28 protein-coding genes are annotated in these 26977 nt (G+C 75.3%); 16 read left to right on the forward strand and 12 right to left on the reverse strand.

What is annotated here, in order from left to right; translation table 11 throughout:
* Window positions 1-126: 126 nt before the first annotated feature.
* The 3 genes from groES to ACI79L_RS16745 all read left to right on the forward strand — a co-directional run bounded on the left by groES (window position 127) and on the right by ACI79L_RS16745 (window position 2963).
* Window positions 127-435: a co-chaperone GroES gene (gene groES, locus ACI79L_RS16735; RefSeq protein WP_110005357.1), complete on the forward strand. Its 309-nt coding sequence runs from the start codon at window positions 127-129 to the stop codon at window positions 433-435.
* A 150-nt stretch (window positions 436-585) separates the two neighbouring features.
* Complete coding sequence (groL, locus tag ACI79L_RS16740; protein ID WP_456937860.1) at window positions 586-2232, forward strand: chaperonin GroEL; 1647 nt, start codon at window positions 586-588, stop codon at window positions 2230-2232.
* Window positions 2233-2453: 221 nt separating this feature from the next.
* Window positions 2454-2963, forward strand: a complete 510-nt coding sequence (locus ACI79L_RS16745) for a hypothetical protein (protein WP_456937861.1) — start codon at window positions 2454-2456, stop codon at window positions 2961-2963.
* A gap of 128 nt (window positions 2964-3091) precedes the next feature.
* Here ACI79L_RS16745 and ACI79L_RS16750 read toward each other — a convergent pair whose 3' ends face one another.
* A complete protein-coding gene (locus tag ACI79L_RS16750) occupies window positions 3092-3391 on the reverse strand; it encodes a WhiB family transcriptional regulator (protein ID WP_387987654.1) in 300 nt (99 codons plus the stop codon).
* Window positions 3392-3635: 244 nt separating this feature from the next.
* Here ACI79L_RS16750 and ACI79L_RS16755 point away from each other — a divergent pair, with 244 nt between their 5' ends.
* Window positions 3636-4370, forward strand: coding sequence for a response regulator transcription factor (locus ACI79L_RS16755; RefSeq protein WP_456901378.1), 735 nt, complete (start codon window positions 3636-3638; stop codon window positions 4368-4370).
* Window positions 4371-4433: 63 nt separating this feature from the next.
* Here the strand turns inward: ACI79L_RS16755 and ACI79L_RS16760 are convergent, their stop codons facing one another.
* Window positions 4434-4826: a DUF5319 family protein gene (locus ACI79L_RS16760; protein ID WP_456929458.1), complete on the reverse strand. Its 393-nt coding sequence runs from the start codon at window positions 4824-4826 to the stop codon at window positions 4434-4436.
* A gap of 209 nt (window positions 4827-5035) precedes the next feature.
* Here ACI79L_RS16760 and guaB point away from each other — a divergent pair, with 209 nt between their 5' ends.
* From guaB to guaA, 3 genes are read left to right on the forward strand one after another with little or no spacing between them, the layout of a single operon-like run.
* Complete coding sequence (guaB, locus tag ACI79L_RS16765; protein ID WP_456937862.1) at window positions 5036-6568, forward strand: IMP dehydrogenase; 1533 nt, start codon at window positions 5036-5038, stop codon at window positions 6566-6568.
* A gap of 2 nt (window positions 6569-6570) precedes the next feature.
* On the forward strand, window positions 6571-7707 hold the full coding sequence (locus ACI79L_RS16770) for a GuaB3 family IMP dehydrogenase-related protein (protein WP_456929456.1): 1137 nt from the start codon (window positions 6571-6573) through the stop codon (window positions 7705-7707).
* Window positions 7707-9269 (forward strand): glutamine-hydrolyzing GMP synthase, encoded by a 1563-nt coding sequence (guaA, locus tag ACI79L_RS16775; RefSeq protein ID WP_456937863.1) that lies wholly within the window; start codon window positions 7707-7709, stop codon window positions 9267-9269. The genes ACI79L_RS16770 and guaA overlap by 1 nt, the downstream gene beginning before the upstream one ends.
* A 3-nt stretch (window positions 9270-9272) precedes the next feature.
* Here guaA and ACI79L_RS16780 read toward each other — a convergent pair whose 3' ends face one another.
* Entirely contained in the window at window positions 9273-9959 is a 687-nt protein-coding gene (locus ACI79L_RS16780) for a helix-turn-helix transcriptional regulator (RefSeq protein WP_456937864.1), read from the reverse strand.
* Between the two features lie 64 nt (window positions 9960-10023).
* On the opposite strand from ACI79L_RS16780, the gene ACI79L_RS16785 reads away from it, so the two are divergent.
* Window positions 10024-10608, forward strand: coding sequence for a dienelactone hydrolase family protein (locus ACI79L_RS16785; RefSeq protein ID WP_456937865.1), 585 nt, complete (start codon window positions 10024-10026; stop codon window positions 10606-10608).
* A 73-nt stretch (window positions 10609-10681) separates the two neighbouring features.
* Here the strand turns inward: ACI79L_RS16785 and ACI79L_RS16790 are convergent, their stop codons facing one another.
* Window positions 10682-10981 (reverse strand): hypothetical protein, encoded by a 300-nt coding sequence (locus ACI79L_RS16790; protein WP_456937866.1) that lies wholly within the window; start codon window positions 10979-10981, stop codon window positions 10682-10684.
* Window positions 10974-11867 (reverse strand): PspC domain-containing protein, encoded by an 894-nt coding sequence (locus tag ACI79L_RS16795; RefSeq protein ID WP_456937867.1) that lies wholly within the window; start codon window positions 11865-11867, stop codon window positions 10974-10976. Before ACI79L_RS16795 ends, ACI79L_RS16790 begins: the two co-directional genes overlap by 8 nt.
* A 125-nt stretch (window positions 11868-11992) precedes the next feature.
* On the opposite strand from ACI79L_RS16795, the gene ACI79L_RS16800 reads away from it, so the two are divergent.
* Window positions 11993-13282, forward strand: coding sequence for an ATP-binding protein (locus ACI79L_RS16800; protein ID WP_456937868.1), 1290 nt, complete (start codon window positions 11993-11995; stop codon window positions 13280-13282).
* Window positions 13279-13938 carry a response regulator gene (locus ACI79L_RS16805; protein ID WP_456930232.1) on the forward strand — a complete coding sequence of 220 codons (660 nt, stop codon included), beginning with the start codon at window positions 13279-13281 and terminating at the stop codon, window positions 13936-13938. Before ACI79L_RS16800 ends, ACI79L_RS16805 begins: the two co-directional genes overlap by 4 nt.
* A 6-nt stretch (window positions 13939-13944) precedes the next feature.
* Here the strand turns inward: ACI79L_RS16805 and ACI79L_RS16810 are convergent, their stop codons facing one another.
* From ACI79L_RS16810 to ACI79L_RS16830, 5 genes are all read right to left on the reverse strand, one after another.
* Complete coding sequence (locus ACI79L_RS16810) at window positions 13945-14412, reverse strand: nitroreductase/quinone reductase family protein (RefSeq protein WP_456937869.1); 468 nt, start codon at window positions 14410-14412, stop codon at window positions 13945-13947.
* A gap of 92 nt (window positions 14413-14504) precedes the next feature.
* Window positions 14505-15239: a PIG-L deacetylase family protein gene (locus ACI79L_RS16815; protein ID WP_387987633.1), complete on the reverse strand. Its 735-nt coding sequence runs from the start codon at window positions 15237-15239 to the stop codon at window positions 14505-14507.
* 9 nt (window positions 15240-15248) lie between these two features.
* Window positions 15249-16136, reverse strand: coding sequence for an RNA polymerase sigma-70 factor (locus tag ACI79L_RS16820; RefSeq protein ID WP_456937870.1), 888 nt, complete (start codon window positions 16134-16136; stop codon window positions 15249-15251).
* Window positions 16133-16705: a carboxymuconolactone decarboxylase family protein gene (locus tag ACI79L_RS16825; protein ID WP_456937871.1), complete on the reverse strand. Its 573-nt coding sequence runs from the start codon at window positions 16703-16705 to the stop codon at window positions 16133-16135. The genes ACI79L_RS16820 and ACI79L_RS16825 overlap by 4 nt, the downstream gene beginning before the upstream one ends.
* Before the next feature lie 104 nt (window positions 16706-16809).
* Window positions 16810-17079 (reverse strand): chorismate mutase, encoded by a 270-nt coding sequence (locus ACI79L_RS16830; RefSeq protein WP_456937872.1) that lies wholly within the window; start codon window positions 17077-17079, stop codon window positions 16810-16812.
* Between the two features lie 252 nt (window positions 17080-17331).
* On the opposite strand from ACI79L_RS16830, the gene pcrA reads away from it, so the two are divergent.
* Window positions 17332-19626 carry a DNA helicase PcrA gene (pcrA, locus tag ACI79L_RS16835; protein WP_456930226.1) on the forward strand — a complete coding sequence of 765 codons (2295 nt, stop codon included), beginning with the start codon at window positions 17332-17334 and terminating at the stop codon, window positions 19624-19626.
* 96 nt (window positions 19627-19722) lie between these two features.
* On the opposite strand, the gene ACI79L_RS16840 is transcribed toward pcrA, so the two are convergent.
* Together ACI79L_RS16840 and ACI79L_RS16845 are read right to left on the reverse strand one after the other, a co-directional pair.
* Complete coding sequence (locus ACI79L_RS16840) at window positions 19723-20652, reverse strand: M23 family metallopeptidase (RefSeq protein WP_456937873.1); 930 nt, start codon at window positions 20650-20652, stop codon at window positions 19723-19725.
* Between the two features lie 182 nt (window positions 20653-20834).
* Window positions 20835-21725, reverse strand: a complete 891-nt coding sequence (locus ACI79L_RS16845; protein ID WP_456930224.1) for a lipase family alpha/beta hydrolase — start codon at window positions 21723-21725, stop codon at window positions 20835-20837.
* Between the two features lie 187 nt (window positions 21726-21912).
* On the opposite strand from ACI79L_RS16845, the gene ACI79L_RS16850 reads away from it, so the two are divergent.
* The 5 genes from ACI79L_RS16850 to ACI79L_RS16870 all read left to right on the forward strand — a co-directional run bounded on the left by ACI79L_RS16850 (window position 21913) and on the right by ACI79L_RS16870 (window position 26807).
* Entirely contained in the window at window positions 21913-23013 is a 1101-nt protein-coding gene (locus ACI79L_RS16850; protein ID WP_456937874.1) for a hypothetical protein, read from the forward strand.
* A complete protein-coding gene (locus tag ACI79L_RS16855; protein WP_456937875.1) occupies window positions 23010-23396 on the forward strand; it encodes a hypothetical protein in 387 nt (128 codons plus the stop codon). The genes ACI79L_RS16850 and ACI79L_RS16855 overlap by 4 nt, the downstream gene beginning before the upstream one ends.
* Before the next feature lie 64 nt (window positions 23397-23460).
* Window positions 23461-24624 carry an ADP-forming succinate--CoA ligase subunit beta gene (gene sucC, locus ACI79L_RS16860; RefSeq protein WP_456937876.1) on the forward strand — a complete coding sequence of 388 codons (1164 nt, stop codon included), beginning with the start codon at window positions 23461-23463 and terminating at the stop codon, window positions 24622-24624.
* Window positions 24625-24715: 91 nt separating this feature from the next.
* Window positions 24716-25594, forward strand: a complete 879-nt coding sequence (gene sucD, locus ACI79L_RS16865; RefSeq protein ID WP_456937877.1) for a succinate--CoA ligase subunit alpha — start codon at window positions 24716-24718, stop codon at window positions 25592-25594.
* 190 nt (window positions 25595-25784) lie between these two features.
* Window positions 25785-26807: a hypothetical protein gene (locus ACI79L_RS16870; RefSeq protein WP_456937878.1), complete on the forward strand. Its 1023-nt coding sequence runs from the start codon at window positions 25785-25787 to the stop codon at window positions 26805-26807.
* Window positions 26808-26977: the final 170 nt, after the last annotated feature.

A 26977-nucleotide genomic window follows, 5' to 3' on the forward strand; every position in this document is an offset into this window, starting at 1 on the left:
GGCACTCTCATGGGTAGAGTGCCAATCGACACGGGCAGGCGCCTGACCCCCGCGACGGCAGGCCCGGCCCCCGTGCCACAGCATGAGAGACCACCCGCCGTCCGATCCCGAAGGGGGCGTCACCTCGTGACGACCGCTACCAAGGTCAACATCAAGCCGCTCGAGGACCGCGTCGTCGTCCAGGCCAACGAGGCCGAGACCACCACCGCCTCCGGCCTGGTCATCCCGGACACCGCCAAGGAGAAGCCGCAGGAGGGCACGGTCATCGCCGTGGGCCCCGGCCGCATCGACGACAACGGCAACCGCGTGCCGCTCGACGTCAACGTCGGCGACGTCGTCATCTACTCGAAGTACGGCGGCACCGAGGTCAAGTACGCCGGCGAGGAGTACCTGGTGCTCTCCGCCCGCGACCTGCTCGCCGTCGTGGAGAAGTAGAAGGACCCCCTGCCCCCGGCTCGCCCGCTCGCCGCGGGCACCTGCAGGGGCCGCACGACAGCTCGACGCGACCGCCCCGGCGACCCGAACTGACCGGGTCCCGGGGCGGTCGCCGTCTCACCCCGTAGCAACCCTGATCGGAAGGGCCCCATGGCCAAGATCATCAAGTTCAACGAGGACGCCCGCCGCGCGCTCGAGCGCGGCGTGGACAAGCTCGCCGACGCCGTCAAGGTGACCCTCGGCCCGCGCGGGCGCAACGTCGTCCTCGACAAGAAGTTCGGCGCCCCGACCATCACCAACGACGGCGTCACCATCGCCCGCGAGGTCGAGCTCGAGGACCCGTACGAGAACCTCGGCGCCCAGTTGGCCAAGAACGTCGCCACCAAGACCAACGACGTCGCCGGTGACGGCACCACCACCGCGACCGTGCTGGCGCAGGCCCTGGTCAAGGAGGGCATGCGCAACGTCGCCGCCGGCGCCAACCCGATGGGCCTCGGCCGCGGCATGCGCGCCGCCGTCGACGCCGTGTCGGCCGCCCTCGACGAGGTCGCCACCCCGGTCGAGGAGCAGGACGCCATCGCCGGCGTCGCGACCATCTCGGCGCAGGACGCCGAGGTCGGCCGCCTGATCGGCGAGGCGATGGAGAAGGTCGGCAAGGACGGCGTCATCACCGTCGAGGAGAGCAACACCCTCTCCACCGACCTCGACGTCACCGAGGGCGTGCAGTTCGACAAGGGCTACCTCTCGCCCTACTTCGTCACCGACCAGGAGGCGATGGAGGCCGTCCTCGACGACGTCCTCGTCCTGCTGGTCCAGGGCAAGGTCGGCGCGCTGGCCGACCTGCTGCCGCTGCTGGAGGAGGTCCTCGGCAACGGCGCCCGCCCGCTGCTGATCGTCGCCGAGGACGTCGAGGGCGAGGCACTGTCCACCCTCGTCGTCAACTCCATCCGCAAGACGATCAAGGTCGTCGCGGTCAAGTCGCCCTACTTCGGCGACCGCCGCAAGGCGTTCATGACCGACCTCGCCGTCGTCACCGGCGGCCAGGTGGTCAGCGAGGACGTCGGCCTCAAGCTCGACCAGGTCGGCCTCGAGGTGCTCGGCACCGCCCGCCGCGTCACCGTCACCAAGGACACGACGACGATCGTCGACGGCGGCGGCACGGCCGGCGCGATCTCCGACCGGGTCGCCCAGATCCGCCGGGAGATCGAGGCCACCGACTCCGACTGGGACCGCGAGAAGCTGCAGGAGCGGCTGGCCAAGCTGGCCGGCGGCATCGGCGTCATCCGGGTCGGCGCGGCCACCGAGGTGGAGCTCAAGGAGCGCAAGCACCGCATCGAGGACGCCATCGCCGCCACCAAGGCCGCGGTCGAGGAGGGCGTCGTCCCCGGTGGTGGCTCGGCGCTCGTGCACGCCGCCGCCGCGATCGACGCGCTGGACCTCTCCGGCGACGAGCTGACCGGCGCCCGCGCCGTGCGGCGCGCGCTGGAGGCCCCGCTGGCCCGCATCGCCGACAACGCCGGCTTCGAGGGCCGCGTCGTCGTCAGCAAGGTCCGCGACCTCGGCGTGGGCCAGGGCTTCAACGCCGCCACCGGCGAGTACGGCGACCTGGCCGCCCAGGGCGTCATCGACCCGGTCAAGGTCACCAAGGCCGCGCTGGGCAACGCCGCGTCGATCGCCGCGATGGTGCTCACCACCGACTCCGCCGTCGTCGAGGCGCCGGAGGAGGACGAGCACGCGGGGGCCGGGCACCACACCCACGGCCACTCGCACGGCCACGGCCACGGCCACAGCCACTGAACGGCGCCGCCGCGCACGATCAGCTGAGCTGATCGTGCTGCGTCCTGGCCCCCCGCCGACGGTGAGCCAGGACGCGCGGCGGTGAGCCAGGACGGCCACCGCACGACGAGAGGGCCGGTCCAGCAGACGCTGGACCGGCCCTCTCGCTGTCCGCCCCCTGGACGCGCGGCGGGCCGGCGCGGCACCGTCGTCCCCGCGACCGACCGGTGGAGGAGGACCCGATGCTCCCGGACGCCCTGCACGACCCCTCGCCGGAGGGACCCGACGACCTGGGGCTCTTCGGGCGGCTGGCGGGCGCCTGGCGGCTGCACTGGCGGGGCCTCGAGCCGGACGGCACCTGGTCGACGGCGGTCGGCGAGCTGCACGTCGGGCGCGTGCTCGGCGGCCGCGCGGTGCAGGACGTGTGGATCGTCCCCGGCCGGGGTGAGCCCGGTGCCGGCGTCCCGCCGCGGGCGTTCCACGGGACGACGGTCCGCTTCCCCGACCCGCACGCGCCGGGCACCTGGCGCTCCACCTGGATGGAGCCCGTCAACGGGCGCGTCCGGCGCTTCGTGGGCCGGCCCACGGAGGACGGCGGGGTGGTCCTGCTCAGCGACGACGAGGACCCGTGGCTGCGCTGGCGGTTCACCGACGTCCGCCCGGACTCCTTCACCTGGTCGGCGGAGACGTCGCACGACCGGGGGAGCACCTGGGTGCACGACGAGCTGATGGCCGCCGAGCGCACGGGCTGAGCGCAGACGACGAGAGGGCCGGTCCAGCGGGTGCTGGACCGGCCCTCTCGTTCGCGAGTGCCGGGTGCGGCCCCCTCTCGGGTCCCGCCGCGAGCCTGCGAGTCGTGGGGAGGAGGGAGGTTCTTCCTCTAGACCCCCGCGGCGACGGCGGCGGGCTCCGCGGCGATCAGCCGGGCCCGCTCCTCCTCGCTCATGCCGCCCCAGACGCCGTAGGGCTCACGGACGCTCAGGGCGTGCTTCAGACAGGCCTCGACGACAGGGCACTTCGCGCACACGGCCTTGGCCGCGGCCTGGCGACGGGCCCGCGCGGGGCCGCGCTCGCCGTCGGGGTGGAAGAACAGCGCGGTGCTCTCACCACGGCAGGCGCCGTGCAGCTGCCAGTCCCACACCTCGGCAACGGGCGTCGGGAGACGGCGGATGTCGGCCATGTCGGTCCTCCTCGGCTCGGTGCGAGCCGGAGGGGGCGGTCCGGTCGCACGGGAGCCGGTGCCCGAGGGGTCCCGTGGTCAAACACAGGGGGATCGGACATTTTCCCGGTCCGCGTCTCCCCCCGCAGGGTGATCACGGGTGTTGCGCCTCGTCACCGCCGGTCATGGTCGTTCCAGGCCGTAGCCGTTCCGGGTCGTGGGGACCCGGGTGCCCTCCACGGCCGGGGGAGACGAGGAGAACCACGTGATCGACGACAGGATGCGCGGTCCGGGCCACGGGGCCACGACCGTGTGGGTGTACGACGAGCGCCGCCGTGTCCGCGACGACGTCGCCGCCCGCCTGGTGGCCCTGCCCTTCGTGGGCCGGGTCGAGGTCGTCGGGGACGCCGCCGCCCTCGTCCAGCGCCTGGCCACCCGCCAGCCCGACGTGCTGCTGGTCGGCACCCAGCGCGCGGTGGACACCGGCCTCACCGTCGCCACCCAGGTCATCCGCACCCACCCCACCGTCCCGGTGCTCGTGCTCGGCGCGCCCGACGACGCCGAGACGGTGCGCGCCGCGGTCGCCGTCGGGGCCCGCGGCTACCTCCGCTGGGACGCCAGCGCCCTGGAGATGGGCCTCGGCCTGTCCCGCGTGGGCCTGCGCGCCGACGGCCGGCCGCCGCAGCCGGCGCCCGCCCCGGTGCCGCTGAACTCCGTCGGCGCCCCGGTGCCCGCCTGGGCGACGCCGCTCAACGGCGCCGGCCCGCGCGTGGTCAGCACCCCCGTCCGCGAGGCCGCGCCCGCGGTCACGCTGTCGATGCGCGAGATGCAGGTGCTCACCGGGATGAGCCAGGGCAAGAGCAACGCCCAGATCGGCCGGGAGCTCTACCTGTCCGAGGACACCATCAAGACCCACGCCCGCCGGCTGTTCCGCAAGCTCGGCGCGAAGGACCGCGCCGAGGCCGTGGCCACCGGCTTCCGCCGCGGCATGATGTCCTGACCCGACGAACACGCGCCGAGGGCCCCCTCCGATCGTCGGAGGGGGCCCTCGGTGCGTTCCCGTTCAGTCGTCGCGGGCGTGGCGGCCGGTGCGGCCGGAGCCGGGCTCCTCGCGCTCGGCCATCGCGGCCACCCCGTCGGCGTAGCCGCTGGCGTAGTCCCAGCTGACGTAGTCGTCGGGGTCGGGGTCGAACGGCGGCTCGTGCCGGCCGGTCTGCCCCTCCTCGAGCAGCTGGCGCAGGTTGGCCTGCATCAGCGCCCAGTCGACGTGGTGCTCCTCGTCGCAGTCCGGGCAGTCGACGACGATGCCCTTGATCCCCGTCGGCTCGAGCAGGGTGCGGAACACCTCGAGCTCGGCCAGGTCGTCGAGGACGCCGGCCCGTTCCTCCATCGACAGCGGTGGCGGGTCCGACGGCGAGTCGAAGTCGGGCCCCGGGGCGTCGTCGAAGGGACTCACGGGTGCCTCCTCCCTCGTGCTGGCGGCGCGGGCGTCCCGGCCCGGACGCGCGGGCTCGCCCGTCCGGGGACCCACGGTAGCCGCCCGCGCCGACGCTTCCCATGCCGCGCACCCGGCGGCGTCCCGGGCGCCGCGGCGCCCGGCCTACGATCGGAGGGGTTCCCGCGCGCCCGGCCGGGGGCCGAGCCGACGGAGAGGGTGGCGGCACCATGCAGCCCGACGACCACGCACCTGACGGGCACCGCCCCGAGCTGCCGGCGAAGTTCGCCCCGCTCGGCCTGACCTACGACGACGTCCTGCTCATCCCCGGTGAGTCCGACGTCGTCCCCGCCGAGGTCGACACCAGCAGCCGGCTCACCCGGGGCATCCGGCTGGCCGTGCCGCTGGTCTCCAGCGCCATGGACACCGTCACCGAGGCCCGCATGGCGATCGCGATGGCGCGGGTCGGCGGCGTCGGCGTGCTGCACCGCAACCTCGCCGCCGAGGAGCAGGCCGGGCAGGTCGACCTGGTCAAGCGCTCCGAGGCCGGCATGGTCACCAACCCGGTCACCTGCTCGCCGGACAACACCCTCGCCGAGGTCGACGCCCTGTCGGCCCGCTACCGCATCTCCGGCGCGCCCGTCGTCGACGACGAGGGCGTGCTCGTCGGCATCGTCACCAACCGCGACATGCGCTTCGAGACCGACCAGAACCGGCTCGTCCGCGACGTCATGACCAAGATGCCGCTGGTCACCGCCCCGGTCGGCGTCGACCCCGACACCGCGCTGCGGCTGCTGTCCCAGCACAAGATCGAGAAGCTGCCGATCGTCGACGGGTCTGGCCGGCTGCGCGGCCTGATCACCGTCAAGGACTTCGTCAAGCGCGACCAGTACCCGAACGCCACCAAGGACGCCGACGGCCGGCTCGTCGTCGCCGCGGCGGTGGGCGTGGGCGAGGACGCCTACGAGCGGGTCGGCCTGCTGGTCGACGCCGGGGTCGACGTGGTCGTCGTCGACACCGCGCACGGCCACCAGCGCGCCGTCCTCGACATGGTCGCCCGGGTCCGGAAGGACTTCGGCGGCGACGGCGGCGTGCAGGTGGTCGGCGGGAACGTCGCCACCCGCGGCGGCGCCCAGGCGCTGGTCGACGCCGGCGCGGACGCGGTCAAGGTCGGCGTCGGCCCGGGCTCGATCTGCACCACCCGCGTGGTCGCCGGCGTCGGCGTCCCGCAGATCACCGCCATCTACGAGGCGAGCCTGGCCTGCAAGCCGGCCGGCGTCCCGGTCATCGCCGACGGCGGCCTGCAGTACTCCGGCGACATCGCCAAGGCGCTGGTCGCCGGCGCCGACACCGTCATGATCGGCGGGCTGTTCGCCGGGGTCGAGGAGGCCCCGGGCGAGCTGGTCTTCATGAACGGCAAGCAGTTCAAGACCTACCGCGGCATGGGGTCGCTGGGCGCCATGCAGAAGCGCGGCAACCAGTCCTACAGCCGCGACCGCTACTTCGCCGACGACGTCCTCTCCGACGACAAGCTCGTCCCCGAGGGCATCGAGGGCCAGGTGCCCTACCGCGGCCTGCTGGCGACCGTGGCCCACCAGCTCGTCGGCGGCCTGCGCGCGTCCATGGGCTACGCCGGCGCGGGCACCGTCGCCGACCTGCAGGACCGCGGGCAGCTCACCCGCATCACCTCGGCCGGTCTCGTGGAGAGCCACCCCCACGACATCCAGATGACCGTCGAGGCGCCGAACTACCGGGGGCGGTGACGATGCCCGCCCGCGACACCGTCGAGATCGGCCTCAACCGCTTCGCCCGCCGCGGCTACGACCTGGACGAGGTCTCGATCGTCCCGTCCCGCCGCACCCGCGACGTCGACGACGTCTCCACGGCCTGGCAGATCGACGCCTTCCGGTTCGACATCCCGCTGGTCACCAGCCCCAGCGACGCGGTCGTCAGCCCGGCGACGGCGATCGCCGTCGGCCGGGCCGGCGGCCTCGGGGTGCTCAACGCCGAGGGCCTGTGGACCCGCTACGACGACCCGCTGCCGGTCTACCGGCAGCTGCGCGACGCCGCCGCCGAGGCGCCCCCGCCGGTGTCGCTCCTGCAGCAGGTCTACGCCGAGCCGGTCAAGCCGGACCTGATCACCGCCCGGATCAAGGAGATGCGCGACGCCGGGGTGACGACGGCGGTGCGCGTCTCGCCCCAGCACACCGAGCAGCTCGCGCCCGCGGTGCTCGCCGCCGGGGTCGACCTGCTGGTCATCCAGGGCACGATCGTCTCCGCCGAGCACGTGACCACCCAGGGCGCGGCGCTCAACCTCAAGTCGTTCATCGCCGACCTCGACGTCCCGGTGATCGTCGGCGGCGCGGCGAACTACACGACGGCGCTGCACCTCATGCGCACCGGCGCGGCCGGGGTGATCGTCGGCGTCGGCGCGGACAGCTTCTCCACCGGCGACGCCGTGATGGGCATCCGGGTGCCGCTGGCCAGCGCGATCGCCGACGCCGCGGCCGCCCGCCGCGACTACCTCGACGAGACCGGCGGCCGGTACGTGCACGTCATCGCCAACGGCCGGATCGAGACCAGCGGCGCGATCGCGCGGGCGCTGGCCTGCGGCGCCGACGCCGTCCAGGTCGGCGAGCCGCTGCGCGCGGCGCGGGAGGCCCCCGGTGGCGGGGTCTGGTGGGACTCGGTGGCCGCCCACCCGCGGCTGCCCCGCGGCGGCACCTCGGCGCCGGTCCCGGCGGCCGGCTCGCTGGAGCAGCTGCTGCTCGGGCCGGCCGAGACCGCCGACGGTCGCACCAACCTGTTCGGCGCGCTGCGCCGCACGATGGCCAAGACCGGCTACCGCGACCTCAAGGAGTTCCAGCGCGTGGACCTGGTGATCGGCGGTCGACCCGACTGATGGACTTCCCCACCGTCCTGGTCGTCGACTTCGGCGCGCAGTACGCCCAGCTCATCGCCCGGCGCATCCGCGAGGCCGGCGTCTACTCCGAGATCGTCCCGTCCTCGGTGCCCGCGGAGGAGGTCCTGGCGCGGAAGCCGGCGGCGATCGTGCTCTCCGGCGGTCCCTCCAGCGTCTACGCCGACGGCGCGCCGCAGGTCGACCCGGCGCTGTTCGAGGGCGGCGTGCCCGCCTTCGGCATCTGCTACGGCTTCCAGGCGATGGCCCAGACGCTCGGCGGCACCGTCGCGCACACCGGCGACCGCGAGTACGGCGGCACCCCGCTGACGGTCACCACGCAGGGCCGGCTGTTCGGCGACCTGCCGGTGGAGCAGTCGGTGTGGATGAGCCACGGCGACGCCGTCAGCGTCCCGCCGCCCGGGTTCACCGTCACCGCCACCTCCACCGGCGCGCCGGTGGCGGCGTTCGAGGACGTCGACCGGCGGCTGGCCGGGGTGCAGTTCCACCCCGAGGTGCGGCACACCGCGCACGGTCAGACGGTGCTCGAGCACTTCCTGTTCGACATCGCCGGCCTCGAGCCCACCTGGACGATGAGCAACGTCGTCGACGAGCAGGTCGAGCGGATCCGGGAGCAGATCGGCGACCGGCGGGCGCTGTGCGCGCTGTCGGGCGGCGTCGACTCCGCGGTGGCCGCCGCGCTCGTCCAGCGGGCCATCGGGGACCGGCTCACCTGCGTGTACGTCGACCACGGGCTCATGCGGCAGGGCGAGACCGAGCAGATCGAGCGCGACTTCGCCGAGGTCACCGGCGCCGACCTGCGGGTGGTCGACGCGAGCGGGCAGTTCCTGTCCGCCCTGGCCGGGGTCGGCGACCCGGAGGAGAAGCGGAAGACCATCGGCCGCGAGTTCATCCGGGTGTTCGAGCAGGCGGCCACCGACGTCGTCGCCGACGCGCAGGCGCACGGCGAGACCGTCGACTTCCTCGTGCAGGGCACGCTCTACCCCGACGTCGTCGAGTCCGGCGGCGGGACCGGCACGGCCAACATCAAGAGCCACCACAACGTCGGCGGGCTGCCCGAGGACCTGCAGTTCACCCTCGTCGAGCCGCTGCGCACGCTGTTCAAGGACGAGGTGCGCGAGGTGGGCCGGCAGCTCGGCCTGCCCGACCGGCTCGTGCAGCGCCAGCCGTTCCCCGGGCCGGGGCTGGGCATCCGCATCGTCGGCGAGGTCACCCGCGAGCGGCTCGACGTGCTGCGGCGCGCCGACGCGATCGCCCGCGAGGAGCTCAGCGCCGCGAAGCTGGACTCCGAGATCTGGCAGTGCCCGGTCGTGCTGCTGGCCGACGTCCGCTCGGTCGGCGTCCAGGGCGACGGGCGCACCTACGGCCACCCGGTGGTGCTGCGCCCGGTGTCCAGCGAGGACGCCATGACCGCCGACTGGACCCGGCTGCCCTACGACGTGCTCGCCCGGATCTCCACGCGCATCACCAACGAGGTGCCCGAGGTCAACCGCGTCGTCCTCGACGTGACGAGCAAGCCGCCGGGCACGATCGAGTGGGAGTGAGCCTCACCTGACGGCGTGGGCGTCGGGCGGGGGTGTGCCGTAGACGGCGGGGTCCCGCTCCGGGGCGGGCTCGGTGGTCAGGGCGGCGGCCTCGATGCGGTCCCAGCGGAACCAGCGGGGCGCGTCCCGCTCCCGGCACCAGCCGATGAGGTACCAGCGGTCGCCGGTGCGGGCCAGCAGGTGTGGCTCCACCCGCCGCCGGGACGCCGTCCCCGAACGGTCCCGGTAGGTGATCGCGACGACGCGGCGCCGGGCCAGCGCCTCCTCCAGCACCGGCGCCGGGTCCGGGCGCCGGCCGGAGGGCGCCCGCACCCACACCCGCCCCCCGAGCCGCTCCACCTCCGCCCGGGCCTGCGGTCCCAGGACGTCGAGCACCTTCTCCAGCGCCGCGCGGCCGTCGGCGGCGAACGGCGCGTCCGCCGCGCCGGCCAGGGCGACGGCGACCGCCACCGCCTGCGCCGGCGTCAGGTTCACCGGCGGCAGCGTGGCCGCGGCGTCGAGGACGTAGCCGCCGCCGGGACCGGAGCTCGCCCAGATCGGGACGCCGGCCTGCTGCAGGGCGCCGACGTCCCGCTTGACCGTGCGGGTGGACACCTCCAGCCACGCCGCCAGCCGCTGCGCCGTCCGCCCGCGCGGCCCGGCGCGACGCAGCTCCTCGGTGAGCGCGTGCAACCGGTGGGTGCGGTTCACGGCGCGGATCCTCGCAGGAGTCGGTGACAGGACGGTGTCACCGAGGACCCGCCACCGTGGGTCCATGACGACCATCGCGCTCTTCCACTCCGTCCTCGGCGTCCGGCCCGGGGTCACCGACGCCGCGGACCGGCTGCGGGCGGCCGGCCACGAGGTCCGCGTCGTCGACCAGTACGGCGGGCGGGTCTTCGACGACTACGCCGAGGCCGGCGCGTACGTCGAGACGGTCGGCTTCCCGGCACTCATGGCCGGCGCGGTCGACGCCGTCCGGGACCTGCCCGACGGGTTCGTCGCCGCCGGCTTCTCCAACGGCGCGGGGATGGCCGAGCACGTGGCCACGCAGCGCCGGTGCAGCGGCGTCCTGCTGGTCTCCGGGGCGCTGCCGGTGGCGGTCCTCGGGGTGCCGGGCTGGCCGGCCGGGCTGCCCGCGCAGCTGCACCGGACCACGGACGACCCCAAGCGCTCCGCGGAGTGGGACGAGGCGTTCGCCGCCGACGTCGCCGCGGCCGGCGCGACCCTCGAGGTCTTCCGCTATCCCGGGCACGGGCACCTGTTCACCGACCCGTCCCTCCCGGCGGAGTACGACCCGGAGGCCACCGGGTCGTTCTGGGCGCGGGCACTGGCCTTCGTCGACCGGGTCGCCGGCTGACCCGGCGCTGACACGGCGAGGGCCCGGGGAGCTCCTCGCTCCCCGGGCCCTCGGAACGGCCGCCCCCGTGCCGTCAGCCGCGCCTGCGGCGCGCCCTCCGCAGCTCGCTCACCATCAGCGCGACGCCCACGCCGACCAACAGCAGCCACAGCAGCCCGCCGTCGGCGAGGAAGCCCAGCGGCACGGTCACCCCGGCGAGGAAGACCAGCGCCAGGACGACGAACGCGACGCCCGGGACCAGCGCGACCAGGTCCACCCGCCGCTCCGGCGCGGGGGCCTCGACCGGGAGGGCGCTGGTGTGCTGCCAGTCGGCGGCCAGCGCGCGCTCCTGCCAGCCGGTGGGAGTGGTGGGGAACTCGCTGTAGTCAGGCACGGGACACCTCCAGGTCGCCGACCCCGTGGTCGATGGTCAGGACGAACTCGGGCCGGCTGTCGCCGCCCGGTGCGCGGAAGTAGCCGTCCTCGCCGTCCTGGTCGAACAGCTCGGCGTTGCCGATGCCGTTCTCGACGTCGACGCGCACGTCGGCGTCCTCGGGGACGGTGACGTCGAGGTCGCCGACGCCGTGGTCGATGCGCACCTCGACCGGCTCGTCGATGTCGTCGACGTCGATCCGGGAGAGGTCGACGTCCATGTCGCCGGCGCCCAGCCGGTAGACGGGGCGCACGTCCTCGACGGTCGCCGGGCGGTAGTCGCGGTCACCCACGCCGCCGCCGGGCCCGAAGCGGTCGTCGGCGTCCCAGGTGGGGACGGACGAGGTGAACAGCAGCGCCAGGGTGAGCACCGAGCCCAGCGCGATCAGCCCGCCGCGCGGCGTGCGGCCGCGGGTCAGCGCCGAGACGACCAGCCCCAGGCCGACGACGAGCAGCGCGCCGGCGAGGAACCCGCGGGGGCCGAGGTCGAGGTCGGTGTAGCGGGTCACCAGGACCATCAGGCCGACGACGATGAGCAGCCCCGCGATCGTCATCCCGGCGACGGGGGAGCGGGGCGCCGGCGGCTCGGCGGGCGCGCCGTCGACGGCCCGGCGCGGGCCGCGCGGCATGAGCAGCCAGAGCAGCGCGTAGACGAGGACGCCGGTGCCGCCGGCGAGGGTCAGGGCGACGAAGCCGACCCGCCACAGCAGCGCGTCGACGCCGCTGTACTCGGCGAGGCCGCCCGCGACGCCGCCGAGCACCTTGTCGGTGCGACTGCGCCGGAGCGTGGGGCGTGGGGCGGGCGGGGGGTCGAAGGGTGGGGCGGGAGGAGGGGAGGCGGCGGTCATGGCACAGAGCGTGCCGAGCGGGCGCCCGCCGCGGCATCGGGGAAGGCCCCCATCCGACCCTGGTCCTGCCCGTCCGGGGGTCTCCCGGTACCGGGGGAGGGGCGCGCGGTGCGACGATCGGTGCCGTGACGAGGACGGCGCCCAGCACGGGCGGGCTGCCGGCCGGCGCCCCGCCGGCCGGCCCCGTCGACGTGCCCACCGAGACCCCCCAGCCCCCGGAGACCCTGCCGGCCCCCGCGGGCGCCACCGCCGTGGCGACCCGCCCGGCCGGGACCCGGCCGCCGCTGGTCCGCCCGAGGCAGGGTCGGATGCTCGCCGGCGTCGCGGCGGGGACGGCGGCGCACCTGCGCACCGACCCGCTGGTCGTCCGCGCGGCGTTCGTCGCGCTGGCGGTGACCGGCATCGGCGTCATCGCCTACGCGCTGCTGTGGTTCTTCGTGCCGCTGGGCGAGATCGCCCCCGACCCGGCGGCCCGGCCCAGCCGCCGGCAGACCGTCGGTCTGGTCTTCTTCGGCCTCGGCGCGCTGGTGCTGGTCACCAACCTCGCGACCTGGGGGAACAACGACCTCATCGCCCCGCTGCTGCTGGTCGGCGGCGGGCTCGCCGTCATCTGGCGGCAGCTGGACACCGACCGGACGCTGACCCGGCCCGGCGTCCGCTGGGTGCTCGCCGGCGGCGCGGCGCTCGCCGCGATCGGCCTGGTCCTGCTGCTCGCGACGACGGGGCAGCTCGCCGCGGCGCGCAACGGCTTCGTCGCCACCCTGGTCATCATGGTCGGCGTCGTGCTGGCCACCGCGCCGTTCTGGCGGCGGCTGCTGGACTCCCGCGAGACCGAGCGCACCGCCCGCATCCGCTCGGAGGAGCGGGCCGCCGTCGCCGCGCACCTGCACGACTCGGTGCTGCAGACCCTCGCGCTGATCCAGCGGAACTCCGGTGACCAGCAGGCGGTCGCCCGGCTGGCCCGCAGCCAGGAGCGCGAGCTGCGCAGCTGGCTGTACGAGCCGGCGTCGTCCGTCGGCGGCGGCACCTGGGCCGCGCTGGTCACGGAGATGGTCGCCGAGGTGGAGGGCGACCACGCGCTCACCGTGGACCCGGTGGTCGTCGGGGACGCCCCGGTCGACGACGCGCTCGCGGCGCTGGGCGCGGCCACCCGCGAGGCACTGCTCAACGCCGCCAAGCACGCCGGCGTGACCTCCGCCGACCTCTACACCGAGGTGGGCGCCCAGTCGGTGTCGGTGTTCGTCCGCGACCGCGGCGCCGGGTTCGACCCGTCCGCCGTCCCGGCCGACCGCCGCGGGCTGCGCGACTCGGTGTCCGGCCGGCTCACCCGCCTGGGCGGGACGGCGACGGTGCGCTCGGCGCCGGGCGAGGGCACCGAGGTCGAGCTCGTGCTGCCCCGCGAGGCCGCCGCGTGAGCGTCCCCCGCGTCTTCGTCGTCGACGACCACGCCATGGTCCGCGCCGGCGTCCGCGCCGAGCTCGGCGGCGCCGTCACCGTGGTCGGCGAGGCGGCCGACGTCGACTCCGCCGTCGCCGGCATCCGGGCCACCGTCCCCGACGTCGTGCTCCTCGACGTGCACATGCCCGGCGGCGGGGGCCGCACCGTGCTCGAGACGCTGCGCGCCGAGCTGCCCGACGTGCGCTGGCTGGCACTGTCGGTGTCCGACGCCGCCGAGGACGTCATCGCGGTCATCCGCGCCGGCGCCCGCGGCTACGTCACCAAGACCATCTCCGGGCCGGACCTCGTGTCGGCGGTGCAGCGGGTGGCCGAGGGCGACGTCGTGTTCAGCCCCCGGCTGGCCGGCTTCGTGCTCGACGCCTTCGCCGCGAGCGCGCCGTCGGCGGCACCCGCCGAGGACCCGGCGACCGACCCCGGCCTGGACCTGCTCAGCGCCCGCGAGCGCGAGGTCATGCAGCTGCTGGCGCGCGGCTACACCTACCGGGAGATCGGCTCGCGGCTGTTCATCTCGGTGAAGACGGTGGAGTCCCACGCGTCCAACGTGCTGCGCAAGCTGCAGCTGTCCAACCGCAACGAGCTCACCCGCTGGGCGGCGACCAACCGCCTGCTCTGACCCCGGTCAGCCGCCGGTGACGCGGAAGACGGGGTGCCGGGGGGCGATCCGCGCCAGGTCCTCGTCCGGGGCGGACGCCGTCACCGGGACGTGCGCGCGGGCGCCCGGGGCGAGCTCCAGGTAGCGGCGCAGCACCGGGACGCGGTCGCCGGGAGGGACCTCCTCGAGCCGGACGGGGGAGCGGCGGCGGCGGCGCAGCACCGCCCGTCCCCCGGCGGCCCGGACGTTGCGCACCCAGTTCGCGTCCTCGCCGAGCATCGACACCAGGTAGCGCTCGCCGTCGAGGTCGGCCACGACCACCGGGAAGGCGATCGTCCGCCCGCTGCGCCGTCCCGCGACCTCCAGGGTCACCAGCCGGGACGGGCCGAGGCCGGCGCCGGCCAGGGCCGCCCACGCCCGGTTGAGGGTGCGGGCCAGCCGGTGGGGCCGGTGCCCGCGGTACATCCAGCGGTCGAGGCGGTGCGTCGCGGTCATCGTCCCCTCCGTCCGGAGCCGTCCCGACCACGGTGGCCGGGGACGGCTCCCGACCGCAGGAGGCGGAGGTCCCGCCGGGAGGCGGCCGGAGGTCAGGCCGTGTGGACGACGTGGAAGGCCTCGGCCAGCCGGCCGTCGGGCAGACCGAAGCGGCGGGCGGTCTGCGCCATCCAGCCCGTGACGAAGGACTCCAGGTCGTGGATGTGGCTGACCTGCGTCACGTGGCTCTTCAGCGCGGCGAACTTGAGCTCGACGACGTCGGTCACGTCGACGGCGTGGTCGGCCCGCGGGCTGGCGCCCAGCCACACCTCCTCCACCGTCCACGCCTCGAGGCCCTCGTCGGCCAGCAGCTCGGGGAAGGCGAACGGGTTGCGGGCGTCGGGGTAGACCGCCCGCAGCGTCGACTCGCCCACGGTCATGTGGTCGGGGTGGCTGGCGCCGACCCGCTCGTACCAGCGCTCGGGGGAGCTGGTGAGCACCCGCTGCGGGCGCACCTGCCGGATCACCCGGCTGATGTCCCGGCGCAGGTCGAGGGTCAGCTCCAGCCGGCCGTCGGGGTAGCCGAGGAAGCGCACGTCGGTGACGCCGACGGCGGCGGCCGCGGCGCGCTGCTCCTCCCGCCGCAGCGGGCCCATCCGGTCGCGCGGGGTCTCGTCGAAGCCGCCCGCGTCGCCGTCGGTGACGATGCAGTAGACGACCTCGGTGCCGGCCGCCGTCCAGGTCGCCACGGTGCCCGCGCTGCCGAAGTCGACGTCGTCGGGGTGGGCGAGCACGCACAGGACGCGCTCGACGTGCTCGGCGGGCTTCCGGGGCGGGACGGCGGTCACCGCGCGAGCCTATGCAGGGGGCGCGCCCACCCGCAGACCCGCCAGCTTGTCCGGGTTGAGCACCACGAGGACCTGCTGGACCAGGCCGTCGGTGACGACCAGCGACACCGCGACGAGGGGCTCCCCGTCGGTCCACGCCGCCACCCCGGGCCGGCCGTTGACCTCGGTCAGCACCATCCGCAGTCCCGGCTGCGACACCCCTCCGGGGATGACGGCGGCGAGGAAGCGGGCCACCTTGTCCGCGCCGGTGATCGGCCGCAGCGCCGCCTTGGCCCGGCCGCCGGCGTCGGTCAGCAGCACCGCGTCGGGGGCCAGCGCGGCCAGGAGCGCGTCGACGTCGCCGCCGGCGCACGCGGCGAGGAACCGCTCGGTGACCTCGCGGTGGGTCGCCCGGTCGGCGTCGAACCGCGGGCGGCGCGCGGCCACGTGCTCCCGCGCGCGGTGCCCGATCTGCCGGACCGCCGCCTCCGAGCGGCCGAGGACGGCGGCCACCTCCGCGGCCGGCAGCCCGAACACCTCGCGCAGGACGAACACCGCCCGCTCGGCGGGGGACAGGCTCTCCAGGACGACGAGCAGCGCCAGCGACACCTCCTCCCCGAGCACCGCCTCGTCGGCCGGGTCCGCGGCCGCGTCGGTGAGCAGCGGCTCGGGCAGCCACGGGCCGACGTAGGCCTCCCGGCGCGCGCGGGCGGAGTCCAGCCGGTCCAGCGCCAGCCGGGTGGTGACCCGGACCAGGTAGGCGCGCGGGTCGGCGACGTCGCCGCGGTCGGCGGCCGACCAGCGCAGCCAGGCGTCCTGGACGACGTCCTCGGCGTCGGCGACGCTGCCCAGCATCTGGTAGGCGACGGTGAACAGCAGCCGCCGGTGGGCGTCGAACGCCGGCAGCGGGCCGGTCACGCGGGGGCCGGGAGCTCGCAGCGGTCCCGGAAGCCCTGGCTGGTCAGGCCCAGGGCGCTGTTGGCCCGCGCCCGGCTGTTCTCCACGGCGACCATCATCGTGAGCTCGACCAGGGCGGCGTCGTCGAGGTCGCGCCGCAGGGCGGCGACCATCTCGTCGGTGACGCCCATCGGCGTGGTGCTCATCGCCTCGGCGTACTCGACGACGCGCCGCTCGAGGTCGGTGAGCGCGTCGCTGTCCCGCCAGGCGGGGACGGCGCGCAGCTTGGCCGGGTCCACGCCCTCGTGCGCGGTCCCGATCCACCAGCCGAAGTCGACGCACCACGAGCAGCCGACCGTCACCGCCGCCGACATGACGGCGAGCGGCTTGAGCGTGGGGTCGAGCCGGTCCCACCTCGCGAGGGACTGCTCGTGGCGGAGCTCGGTGAACAGCAACCGCGGGTGGTGGGCCATCGCGGCAGCGGGGTCGAGCGTCGCGCCGTAGGTGCGGCGCGAGTACCGGTCGACGACGCGGGTGAGCAGCGTGCGCGGCGGGTCGAGCGGGATGCGGGCGGTGCGGGTCTCGGTCACGGCGGCGTCCTCTCCGGTGGGGTGCCCATGGAGACGACGCAGCCGCCCGGAACGTGACAGGGCGGCCCCCTCGCAGGGGTCCGCCGCGCGAGGGGGTCCTCCGTCTACAGGTGGCCGCGGCCCTGGCGCAGCAGCAGCATCCCGAGCGCGGCGCCGTCGGGACCGAGCGCGGTGCGGAAGCGGTCGATCACCTGCTGCTCCCGGGACAGCGAGAGCCGGGTGCCGCCGGTGGAGCGGCGCAGCTCGCCGATCTGCTGCGAGACGGCGAGCCGGCGCTGCACCAGGGCGATCAGCTCGGCGTCGCAGGCGTCGATCTCGCCGCGCAGCTCGGCGATGCGGGTGTCGGCGTCGGTGGGCGGCAGGGTGGCGGTCATCGGGTTCCTCCGGGGCGGGAAGGGGCCGTCGGACCCCGGGGAACGAGAAACGCCCCGGGCTCCTCGGGCCCGGGGCGTTCGTTGCGGCGGCTGCTCAGCCGGCGGCGACGGACACCGGAACCCGGTGCCCGTAGTAAAAGCTGACGGTGGCGAGCAGCACGTCGCCGAGTGTGCCACAGCACGCCCGGCGGCCACGAGGGGCGGTCCGGCGCGGGCGGGTCCGTCGCCGGTCCGAACTACAGTGGTGTGGCTATGAGCAGCGTGCAGCAGGCCCTCCCCGGAACCGCCGCGCTCCAGCGTTCCGCTCCCGGCTCGGCCGGCCGGGAACTGGACCGCATGCTGGCCGGACTCAACGGTCCCCAGCGTCAGGCCGTCGTCCACGAGGGCGGCCCGCTGCTCATCGTGGCCGGTGCCGGGTCGGGCAAGACCCGGGTGCTCACCCACCGCGTCGCCTACCTGCTCGGCGCCCGCGGGGTGCAGCCGGGCGAGGTCCTCGCGATCACGTTCACCAACAAGGCCGCCGGCGAGATGAAGGAGCGCGTCGCGCAGCTGGTCGGGCCGCGCGCCCGGGCGATGTGGGTGTCCACGTTCCACTCGATGTGCGTGCGGATCCTGCGCGCCGAGTCGGCCAAGCTCGGCCTGAAGTCGTCGTTCACGATCTACGACCAGGGCGACTCGGTCCGGCTGATGACGATGGTCGCCCGCGACCTCGACCTCGACGCCAAGCGCTACCCCGGCCGCAGCCTCGCCGCGCAGGTGTCGAACCTGAAGAACGAGCTGGTCGACGAGGAGGCGTTCAGCCCCCAGACGGCGCCGGAGAAGGTGCTCAAGGAGGCCTACACGCTCTACCAGCGGCGGCTGCGCGAGGCGCACGCCATGGACTTCGACGACCTGATCATGACGACGGTCAACCTGCTGCAGGCCTTCCCCGACGTCGCCGAGCACTACCGGCGCCGGTTCCGGCACGTGCTGGTCGACGAGTACCAGGACACCAACCACGCGCAGTACGTGCTGGTCCGCGAGCTGGTCGGCACGGGCGAGGGGCCGGTGCCGCCGGCCGAGCTGTGCGTCGTCGGCGACGCCGACCAGTCGATCTACGCCTTCCGCGGCGCCACGATCCGCAACATCGACGAGTTCGAGCGCGACTACCCCGACGCGACGACGATCCTGCTCGAGCAGAACTACCGCTCCACGCAGCGGATCCTCAAGGCGGCCAACACCGTCATCGCGAAGAACACCGGCCGCCGTCCCAAGAACCTGTGGACCGACGCCGGCGACGGCGAGCTGATCGAGGGCTACGTCGCCGAGAACGAGCACGACGAGGCCGCCTGGGTCGCCGAGCAGATCGACGCGCTGGTCGACGCCGGCACGGTCCGGCCGGCGGACATCGCCGTCTTCTACCGGACCAACAACGCCTCCCGCGTGTTCGAGGAGGTGTTCATCCGCGTCGGCATGCCCTACAAGGTCGTCGGCGGGGTGCGCTTCTACGAGCGCAAGGAGGTCCGCGACGCGCTGGCCTACCTGCGGGTGGTCGCCAACCCGGCCGACGTCGTCAGCCTCCGCCGGGTGATCAACACGCCCAAGCGCGGCATCGGGGACAAGGCCGAGTCCTGCATCGAGCAGTTCGCCGACCGCGAGCGGATCGCCTTCCCGTCGGCGCTGCGCCGCTGCCCGGAGATCACCACGCTGGCGCCGCGGTCGCTCAAGGCGATCCAGGAGTTCGTCGCGCTGCTCGAGGAGTTCGAGCAGCTGGTCGAGACCGGCTCGGGCCCGGCCGCGCTGCTGGAGAGCATCCTCGACCGCACCGGCTACCTCGCCGAGCTCGAGGCCAGCACCGACCCGCAGGACGAGGGCCGCGTCGACAACCTCAACGAGCTCATCTCGGTGGCCGCCGAGTTCGAGGCGGCCAACCCCGGCGGCACCGTCACCGACTTCCTCGAGCAGGTCTCGCTGGTGGCCGACGCCGACCAGATCCCGGTCTCCGGCGACGAGGCCGGCGTCGTCACGCTGATGACGCTGCACACCGCCAAGGGCCTGGAGTTCCCGGTCGTGTTCCTCACCGGCCTCGAGGACGGCGTGTTCCCGCACCTGCGGGCGCTCGGCGACCCGCGGGAGCTGGAGGAGGAGCGGCGGCTGGCCTACGTCGGCATCACCCGCGCCCGGCAGCGGCTGTTCCTCTCCCGCGCCACGGTGCGCACCAGCTGGGGGCAGCCGGCCTACAACCCGCCGTCGCGGTTCCTCGACGAGCTCCCCTCGGACACCGTGCACTGGGCGCGCACCGACCCGACGCCGGCGCCGAGCACCGGCTCGTCGGCGCAGCAGCGGGTGGCGGCGACCGGGCTGTCGACGGGCGGGCTGCGCGGCGGCCGCGGCAACCGGCCGGTGATCTCGGTCGAGGTCGGCGACCGGGTCAGCCACGACGCGTTCGGCCTGGGCACGGTGGTCGAGGTCAACGGCGCCGGCGACAAGGCGCAGGCCACGGTCGACTTCGGCTCCGGCGGCACCAAGCGCCTCGTCCTGCGCTACGCCCCTCTCGTCAAGCTCTGAGCAGGCGTTCCGCCGCGCTCCTGCGGTGTTGCACCCGCTCCTGCGGGTGCAACACCGCAGGAGCACGGGGGACACCGCAGAGGGTCGACGCCAGGCTCAGAGGACGACGCCGTGGTCGGCGAGCCACTCCTCGGGGTCGATCGGCCGGCCGGTCATGCCGCCGCGGTGGATCTCGTAGTGCAGGTGCGGGCCGGTGGACTGGCCCTCGTTGCCGATCCTGGCGATCTCGTCGCCGGCGTGCACGATGTCGCCGGCCGAGACGTCGTAGTAGCGCATGTGCCCGTAGATGTGCACGTTGCCGTCGGCGTCCTGGATGTAGACGGCGTTGCCGTACCCGGAGGCCCGGCCGGCGCGGAGCACGACCCCGTCGGTGACCGAGTGGATCGGCGTGCCGAGGGAGTTGGCCAGGTCGATGCCCCAGTGCATGGAGCCCCAGCGCTGGCAGAAGCAGGTGGTCATCCGGCCGGTCGTCGGTGCGACGGTCCGCGGCTCGCGGGCGGCGCGGGAGGCGGCCAGCTCGGACAGCCGGACGGCGGCCTCGGCCTGGGTGATGCCCTGCCGGACGCCGGCGTCCTCCATGTCCCCGGTCAGGCCGATGTCGGCGGCGCCGAGGCCGTAGTCGGCGGCGCTCACCGAGGCGGCCGGGGCCGGGGTGCCGCCGGTGAGGGCGGGGACGGCGGCGACGAGCGCACCGGCGACGAGCGCGCCCAGCCACAGCGGGCCGCGGCGGCCGGGCGGGCGGCGGACCGTGCGCCGAGCGGCGGGCCCGGTGTCCGCGGGCTCGGTGTCGGCCGCCTCGGAGGCGGCCTCGGCGGCGGCCTCGGCGGCGGCGTCCTCGACCTCGGCGTCCTCGGCCGGAGCGGCGACGGGGGCGACCACCCGGGCGGGGAGGACGGTGCTCGGCACCGCGGGCCGCGGGACCGGCGGCACGGCCGGGGTCCCCAGCGGGCCGGACGAGATGCGGCCGGTCGCGTCGGGCCCGGTCGCCCGGCGGCCGGTCGCCGCGGGCTCGAGGAGCGAGGTCACGGGGCACCCTTCGTCCACGCTCCCGGGACCCGCTGCGGGGGCAGTCCGTCGGGGGAGCGACGGCGGTGGAGGCGCCTGCGAGACGCCCGCCGGTGGGTACCGGCGCCGTGATCGGACCGTAACGTTCCGTCAGGGCCGACCGTGGGACGCGACGCTGCGTGTCGCCATGTCCACCCGGGGGCTCAGGCGGCGGCGGCGAGCGGCGCCGGGGCGGCCGGGCGCAGCCCGGCCAGCGTCGCGGCCACCTCGTCGACGACGCCGCGGTGGAACGGCAGCGACATGTGCCCCACGCCGCGGACGAGGACGTTGCGCGCCCGCAGGTCCGGGTGGTCGCACCGGCCGGCCACGGTGGGGACGACGATCTGGTCGAGGTTGCTGTAGACGGCGGTCATCGGCGTCGACCAGTCCGGCGCCGGCTCGGCGAGCTCCTGGAGCACCGGCGACCCGGGCCGCAGCTGGCGCACCATCGGCGTCGGCAGCAGGTGGGCCAGCACCGAGCCGCCGTGCGGCGTGCCGAGGGTCACCAGCGACTCCACCCGCCGGCCCCCGCCCTGGCGCTGCACGTAGTGCCGGGCGATGAGGCCGCCGAGGCTGTGTCCCACCAGGTGCACCCGGTCGTGGCCGGTGCGGGCGCAGATCCGCTCGACGTGCTCCCCCAGGTCGCGCGCGCCCTCGGCGACGTCGCCCAGCAGCGGGCTGTAGTTCCAGGTGCAGACCTGCGTGAACCCGCGCCGCCGCAGGCGGCGGCGCATGACGGTGAAGATCGACCGGTTGTCGATGAGCCCGTGCACCAGCAGCACCGGGACGCGCGCGGCGAGCGGGTCGGCGGCGAACAGCGCGCGGACGGCGGCCGGCTGGACGCCCGGGCGGCGGCGCGGGTCCAGCAGCAGGGCCTCCGTCCGCGCGCCGAGCGGGTAGAGCAGCGCGTGCGCCCCGACCCAGGCCAGTTCGGTGAGCCCGCCGGCGACGGTGGTGGGGGAGACCAGCGCCCGCAGGGCGTCCCGTGGCGTACCCGGGGAGGGCTCTCCGGTGTGCCACTCTGGACGGCACCCGGGGTCGCCGGTCGCGCGCATGGACGTCCTTCCCGTTCGACTGCCGCCGGCGGTGTCCAGGGACCCGGGCCCGTCAGCGGCGGAGCACCGCAGTGGTGCTCGGTTCACGCGACGGTAATGCCCTGGTGTGGTGACCGTCACACAGGCGATGCGGAGATCTCGACGAGATCGAGACCGGAACGCGACACATCTCGACGAAGGGGGACCCGTGGCCGGCCGTGAGAGTGCTGCCCGCGACGACCGGACCCGGGACGGCGTGCGGCGGCCCGGAACCGCGGGGGCCGCCCGCCGCACCGGGTCCGCGGCCGCGGGGGCGCGGCGCACCGGCGCCCGGCCCGCCGCGGACCGGCGCCCGGCCCGCCCGCCGGCCGCCCCTCCTGTCCCGGACGACGGGCTGGTCGTCGGCCACCGGCCCGGCAGCGCCCGCGTCGCGGGTGTCCTGCTGGTGCTCGCCGGCCTGGCCGGGGTGGCCGCGCTGTTCCCCGTCTACCTCGTCGTCGGCGGCCGGGAGCTGTCGCTGGCCGGCGGGCTCGGCGGCGTGCTGGTCGGCCTGGTCGTCCCGCTGACCGCCGTCGCCGTGGGCGCGGGGCTCGCCGCCGGCCGGGTGCCGCGCTTCGGGCTGGCCTACAGCGGCGTCGGCGGCGTGCTGGCGCTGGGCTCCCTGCTCATCGAGGTCTACCGCGGCAGCTCCTCCACCGTCCGTCCCGGCGTCGAGGTGCTGGCCGGGGAGCGGGTGCTCACCAGTTCCGTGCAGACCGGGGCCGGCTGGTGGCTGGAGGTCGCCGGGCTCGCGCTGGCCGTCCTGGCCGGCGGGTGCGCCGCGGCGGCGTGGAGCCGCACGGTCATGGAGGACCGCGGCGCGCTGGACCCCGCACGCGGCGCGCTGGCCGGCGCGGCGGTGCTGCTCGGTGTCCTCACCGTGCTGTGCCTGGCGCTGCCGGCCGCCGACGTCCCCGACCGGCTGGTCGCCGACCCGTCCACCGGCCTGGAGGTCGTCGTCGAGCAGCAGGGCCCGCAGGCGCTGCTCGAGCGGCCCGGGCTGGCACTGCTCGGCGGGCTGCTGCTGGCCGGCGCCGTCCTGCTCGCCTCGGTGCTGGCGCCCTCGCTGCGGCCGCGGCTGGCCGCCGTCGGCGGCTTCCTCGCCGTCACGGTGACCGTGCTCGCCGCCGGGCTCGGCGGGCTGCGCGACGCCGTCGCCTCCGACGAGCTGGAGTGGACCGTCCCCGGCGCCGGGCTGCTCGCCGCCGGGCTGGGCTACGCGCTGCTCACCGTGCTCGCCTGGCGGCTGCGCCGCACGACCGCCCGGTGACCGCGGGCGAGCGGCTGCGCGTCGTCGTCGCCGGGCCCCAGGGGCGGGACGACCCGCGCGCGGTCGCCCTCGCCTGCGCGCTGCGCGACACCGGCGCCGAGGTCGTGCTGACCGGCGAGGTGGCCTCGGCCGGGCGGCTGGCCGCCACGGTCGTGCAGGAGGACGCCGACGCCGTCGGCGTGGCCGGGGCGCCGCCGGGGCTGCTCGGCGAGCTGCTCGACCGGCTGTCCGCCACCGGCGCCGACGACGTCATCGCCTTCGTCCTCGGGGACGGCGACGGGGACGGGGGAGGCGACCTGCCCGCCGGCGTGCGCCGCTTCCCCGACGGCACCCCGCCCGACGACGTCGTGGCCGCGTTGCGGCGGCTCTCCGGGGGTCTGTGACCCCGCGCACGGGGCCCGGTGCCGGTGCGGCGGCCGGGACGGGCGAGGTTTACGGTGCCTGTTCGTGGATCTCTTCGAGTACCAGGCGCGTGACCTGCTGGCCTCGCACGGCGTGCCCGTGCTGCCCGGCGGCGTGGCCGAGACACCCGACCAGGCCGAGGCGATCGCCCGCGAGATCGGGCAGACCGTCGTCGTCAAGGCGCAGGTCAAGACCGGCGGCCGCGGCAAGGCCGGCGGCGTCAAGCTGGCGAACGACGCCGACGAGGCCCGGGCGCGGGCCCAGGACATCCTCGGGCTGGACATCAAGGGCCACATCACCCACCGCGTGATGGTCGCCCAGGCCAGCGACATCGCCGAGGAGTACTACTTCTCCTACCTGCTCGACCGCGCCAACCGCACCTTCCTGGCCATGGCCAGCGTCGAGGGCGGCATGGAGATCGAGCAGCTCGCCGTCGAGCGGCCCGAGGCCCTCGCCCGCGTCCCCGTCGACGCCACGACCGGCGTCGACGCGCAGAAGGCCGCCGAGATCGTCGACGCCGCCGGGTTCGCCCCCGAGGTGCGCGACCAGGTGATCGCCATCGCCGTCCAGCTGTGGGAGACCTTCGCCCAGGAGGACGCCACCCTGGTCGAGGTCAACCCGCTGGCCAAGGCGCCCGACGGCACCGTCCTCGCGCTCGACGCGAAGGTCACCCTCGACGAGAACGCCTCCTTCCGGCACCCCCAGCACGCCGAGCTCGAGGACGCCGCCTCGGCCGACCCGCTGGAGGCCGCGGCCAAGGAGAAGGACCTCAACTACGTCAAGCTCGACGGCGAGGTCGGGATCATCGGCAACGGCGCCGGGCTCGTCATGAGCACCCTCGACGTCGTCGCCTACGCGGGCGAGGAGTTCGGCGGGGTCAAGCCGGCCAACTTCCTCGACATCGGCGGCGGCGCCTCGGCCGAGGTGATGGCCAACGGGCTGCACATCATCCTGTCCGACCCGGCCGTGAAGAGCGTCTTCGTCAACGTCTTCGGCGGCATCACCGCCTGCGACGCGGTCGCCAACGGCATCGTGCACGCGCTGGGCATCCTCGGCGACGAGGCCACCAAGCCGCTGGTCGTCCGGCTCGACGGCAACAACGTCGAGGAGGGCCGGCGCATCCTCGCCGAGGCGAACCACCCGCTGGTGACCCTGGTGGACACGATGGACGGCGCCGCGCGCCGGGCCGCCGAGCTCGCCGCCGCCTGAGGAAGGACCCCTTCCCTCCCCACCCCTCGCAGGCTCGGGGCGGGCCCCTGGAAAGGGGCCGTTCCATCACCTCCAGACAGGACCTGAAGAGATGTCGATCTTCCTCAACGAGAACAGCAAGGTCATCGTCCAGGGCATGACCGGCTCGGAGGGGCGCAAGCACACCCAGCGCATGCTCGCCTCCGGCACCGCGATCGTCGGCGGCGTGAACCCGAAGAAGGCCGGCGAGCGCGTCGACTTCGAGGGCGCCAGCGTGCCGGTGTTCGGCAGCGTGTCCGAGGCCATGAAGGAGACCGGCGCCGACGTCAGCGTCATCTTCGTGCCGCCGGCCGGCGCCAAGGGCGCGGTCATCGAGGCCGTCGACGCCCAGATCGGGCTCGCCGTCGTCATCACCGAGGGCATCCCGGTGCACGACTCGACCTACTTCTGGGCCCACGCCCAGGGCGGCGCCACCCGGATCATCGGCCCGAACTGCCCCGGCCTGATCAGCCCCGGGCGCTCCAACGCCGGCATCATCCCGGCCAACATCACCAAGCAGGGCAAGATCGGGCTGGTCAGCAAGTCCGGCACGCTGACCTACCAGATGATGTACGAGCTCCGGGACATCGGCTTCTCCACCTGCGTCGGCATCGGCGGCGACCCGGTCATCGGCACCACGCACATCGACTGCCTGCAGGCCTTCCAGGACGACCCGGAGACCGAGGCCATCGTCATGATCGGTGAGATCGGTGGCGACGCCGAGGAGCGTGCGGCCGACTTCGTCAAGGCGAACGTGACCAAGCCGGTCGTCGGCTACGTCGCCGGGTTCACCGCGCCCGAGGGCAAGACGATGGGGCACGCCGGTGCCATCGTGTCCGGCTCGGCCGGCACCGCGCAGGCCAAGAAGGAGGCCCTCGAGGCCGCCGGGGTCAAGGTCGGCAAGACGCCGTCGGAGACCGCCCGCCTCATGCGGGAGATCGTCGGCGCCTGAGCGCCACCTGCGTGAACTGCCCCGGCCCCTCCCCAGGAGCCGGGGCAGTTCCGCTTCCCGGGGACGGGTCGCGAGGCGGTCACGATCTCGCCCCTGGTGGTGAGGGGCGAGCGTGGCGAGGTTGCAGCCCGTCGACGGCGGGGGAGAGCATCCGCGACGCCGTACCGATGTGACGAGGGAGAGTCGAACGATGACGTCCAGTCAGCCGCCTCAGCAGCCCGGGATGCCCGGGCAGCCGGGACCGGGCGGCCAGCCGGGGTACGGCCAGCCGGGGTACGGGCAGCAGCCGCCCGCCTACGGAGCTCCCCAGGGGCAGCCGTCCTACGGCCAGCAGGCCCCGTACGGGCAGCAGCCGCCCTACGGCCAGCAGCCCTACGGCGCGCCGCAGCCCTACGGGCAGCCGTACGGCCAGCAGCCGCCGCCCGGCGCCCCCTCGCCGTACGGCCAGGCCCCGCGCCCGACCGGTCCGGGCTTCGACCTCAAGCGCCTGAAGATGGCCGACTACGTCGTCGCCGCCGGCGCGCTGGTCTACCTGGTCCTCGCGCTGCTGCCGTGGGCGACCTTCTCCAGCAGTGACGACTTCGGCTTCGACGTCCCCGGCTTCGACGTCCCGGAGATCAGCTACAGCTTCTCCGGCTTCGAGGTCAGCGGCCTGGTGACCTCCAGCTTCGTGCTGCTGCTCCTGGCCGCCGTGTGGGCGCTGCTGCCGGCGGTCGTGCCGCTGGACCTGGGCTTCCCGCGCAGCTGGATCACCGTGGGCCTGGCCGGGCTGGCCGCGCTGCTCACCCTGATCGCCTGGATCCAGACCTTCGACGCCGGCTTCTCGGTCTTCGCGCTGCTCGGCTTCCTGGTCACCGTCGCGGTCGTCGTCTTCGCGTTCCTGCGGCTGCTGCCGGAGATGCGCACCAGGCCGGCGCTGCCCGGCGCCTTCGCCGGCGCCGCGCAGTGGGCCAACCAGCAGGCGCCGGACTTCGGCGTCGGCCAGGGCGGCACCCCGGGCGCGCCTGCGGCCCCCGGCCCGTACGGCGCCCCGGGCCCGTACGGCCAGCCCGCTCCCTACGGCGGCCGGCCGGCGCAGCCGTGGGCCCAGCCGGGGCAGCCCGGGCAGCCGGGTCACGGCCAGCCGTACACCCCGTCGCCGGCCACCGACCCCGGTCAGCCGTCCTCCGGGCAGCACGGCGGCTCCTCCGCCTCGGGCCACGGCCAGTCCTGACCCGACCGCGCCCCGTCAGGGGCGCACCGTCCCGGGGGGGGGGGGGGGGGGGGGCGCCCCGGCGGGGGGGGGGGGGGGGGGGGGGGGGGGGGGGGGGGGGGGGGGGGGGGGGGGGGGGGGGGGGGGGGGGGGGGGGGGGGGGGCGCGGGGCGGGCGGGCGGGCGCGGGCC

Source organism: Geodermatophilus sp. SYSU D00684, assembly GCF_054050455.1.

Coding starts and splice junctions, on each gene's coding strand:
- groL (WP_456937860.1), top strand. CDS start 586: ATGGCCAAGATCATCAAGTTCAACGAGGACGCCCGCCGCGCGCTCGAG.
- ACI79L_RS16745 (WP_456937861.1), top strand. CDS start 2,454: ATGCTCCCGGACGCCCTGCACGACCCCTCGCCGGAGGGACCCGACGAC.
- ACI79L_RS16750 (WP_387987654.1), bottom strand. CDS start 3,391: ATGGCCGACATCCGCCGTCTCCCGACGCCCGTTGCCGAGGTGTGGGAC.
- guaB (WP_456937862.1), top strand. CDS start 5,036: ATGCAGCCCGACGACCACGCACCTGACGGGCACCGCCCCGAGCTGCCG.
- ACI79L_RS16770 (WP_456929456.1), top strand. CDS start 6,571: ATGCCCGCCCGCGACACCGTCGAGATCGGCCTCAACCGCTTCGCCCGC.
- guaA (WP_456937863.1), top strand. CDS start 7,707: ATGGACTTCCCCACCGTCCTGGTCGTCGACTTCGGCGCGCAGTACGCC.
- ACI79L_RS16785 (WP_456937865.1), top strand. CDS start 10,024: ATGACGACCATCGCGCTCTTCCACTCCGTCCTCGGCGTCCGGCCCGGG.
- ACI79L_RS16795 (WP_456937867.1), bottom strand. CDS start 11,867: ATGACCGCCGCCTCCCCTCCTCCCGCCCCACCCTTCGACCCCCCGCCC.
- ACI79L_RS16810 (WP_456937869.1), bottom strand. CDS start 14,412: ATGACCGCGACGCACCGCCTCGACCGCTGGATGTACCGCGGGCACCGG.
- ACI79L_RS16830 (WP_456937872.1), bottom strand. CDS start 17,079: ATGACCGCCACCCTGCCGCCCACCGACGCCGACACCCGCATCGCCGAG.
- pcrA (WP_456930226.1), top strand. CDS start 17,332: ATGAGCAGCGTGCAGCAGGCCCTCCCCGGAACCGCCGCGCTCCAGCGT.
- ACI79L_RS16845 (WP_456930224.1), bottom strand. CDS start 21,725: ATGCGCGCGACCGGCGACCCCGGGTGCCGTCCAGAGTGGCACACCGGA.
- sucD (WP_456937877.1), top strand. CDS start 24,716: ATGTCGATCTTCCTCAACGAGAACAGCAAGGTCATCGTCCAGGGCATG.
- ACI79L_RS16870 (WP_456937878.1), top strand. CDS start 25,785: ATGACGTCCAGTCAGCCGCCTCAGCAGCCCGGGATGCCCGGGCAGCCG.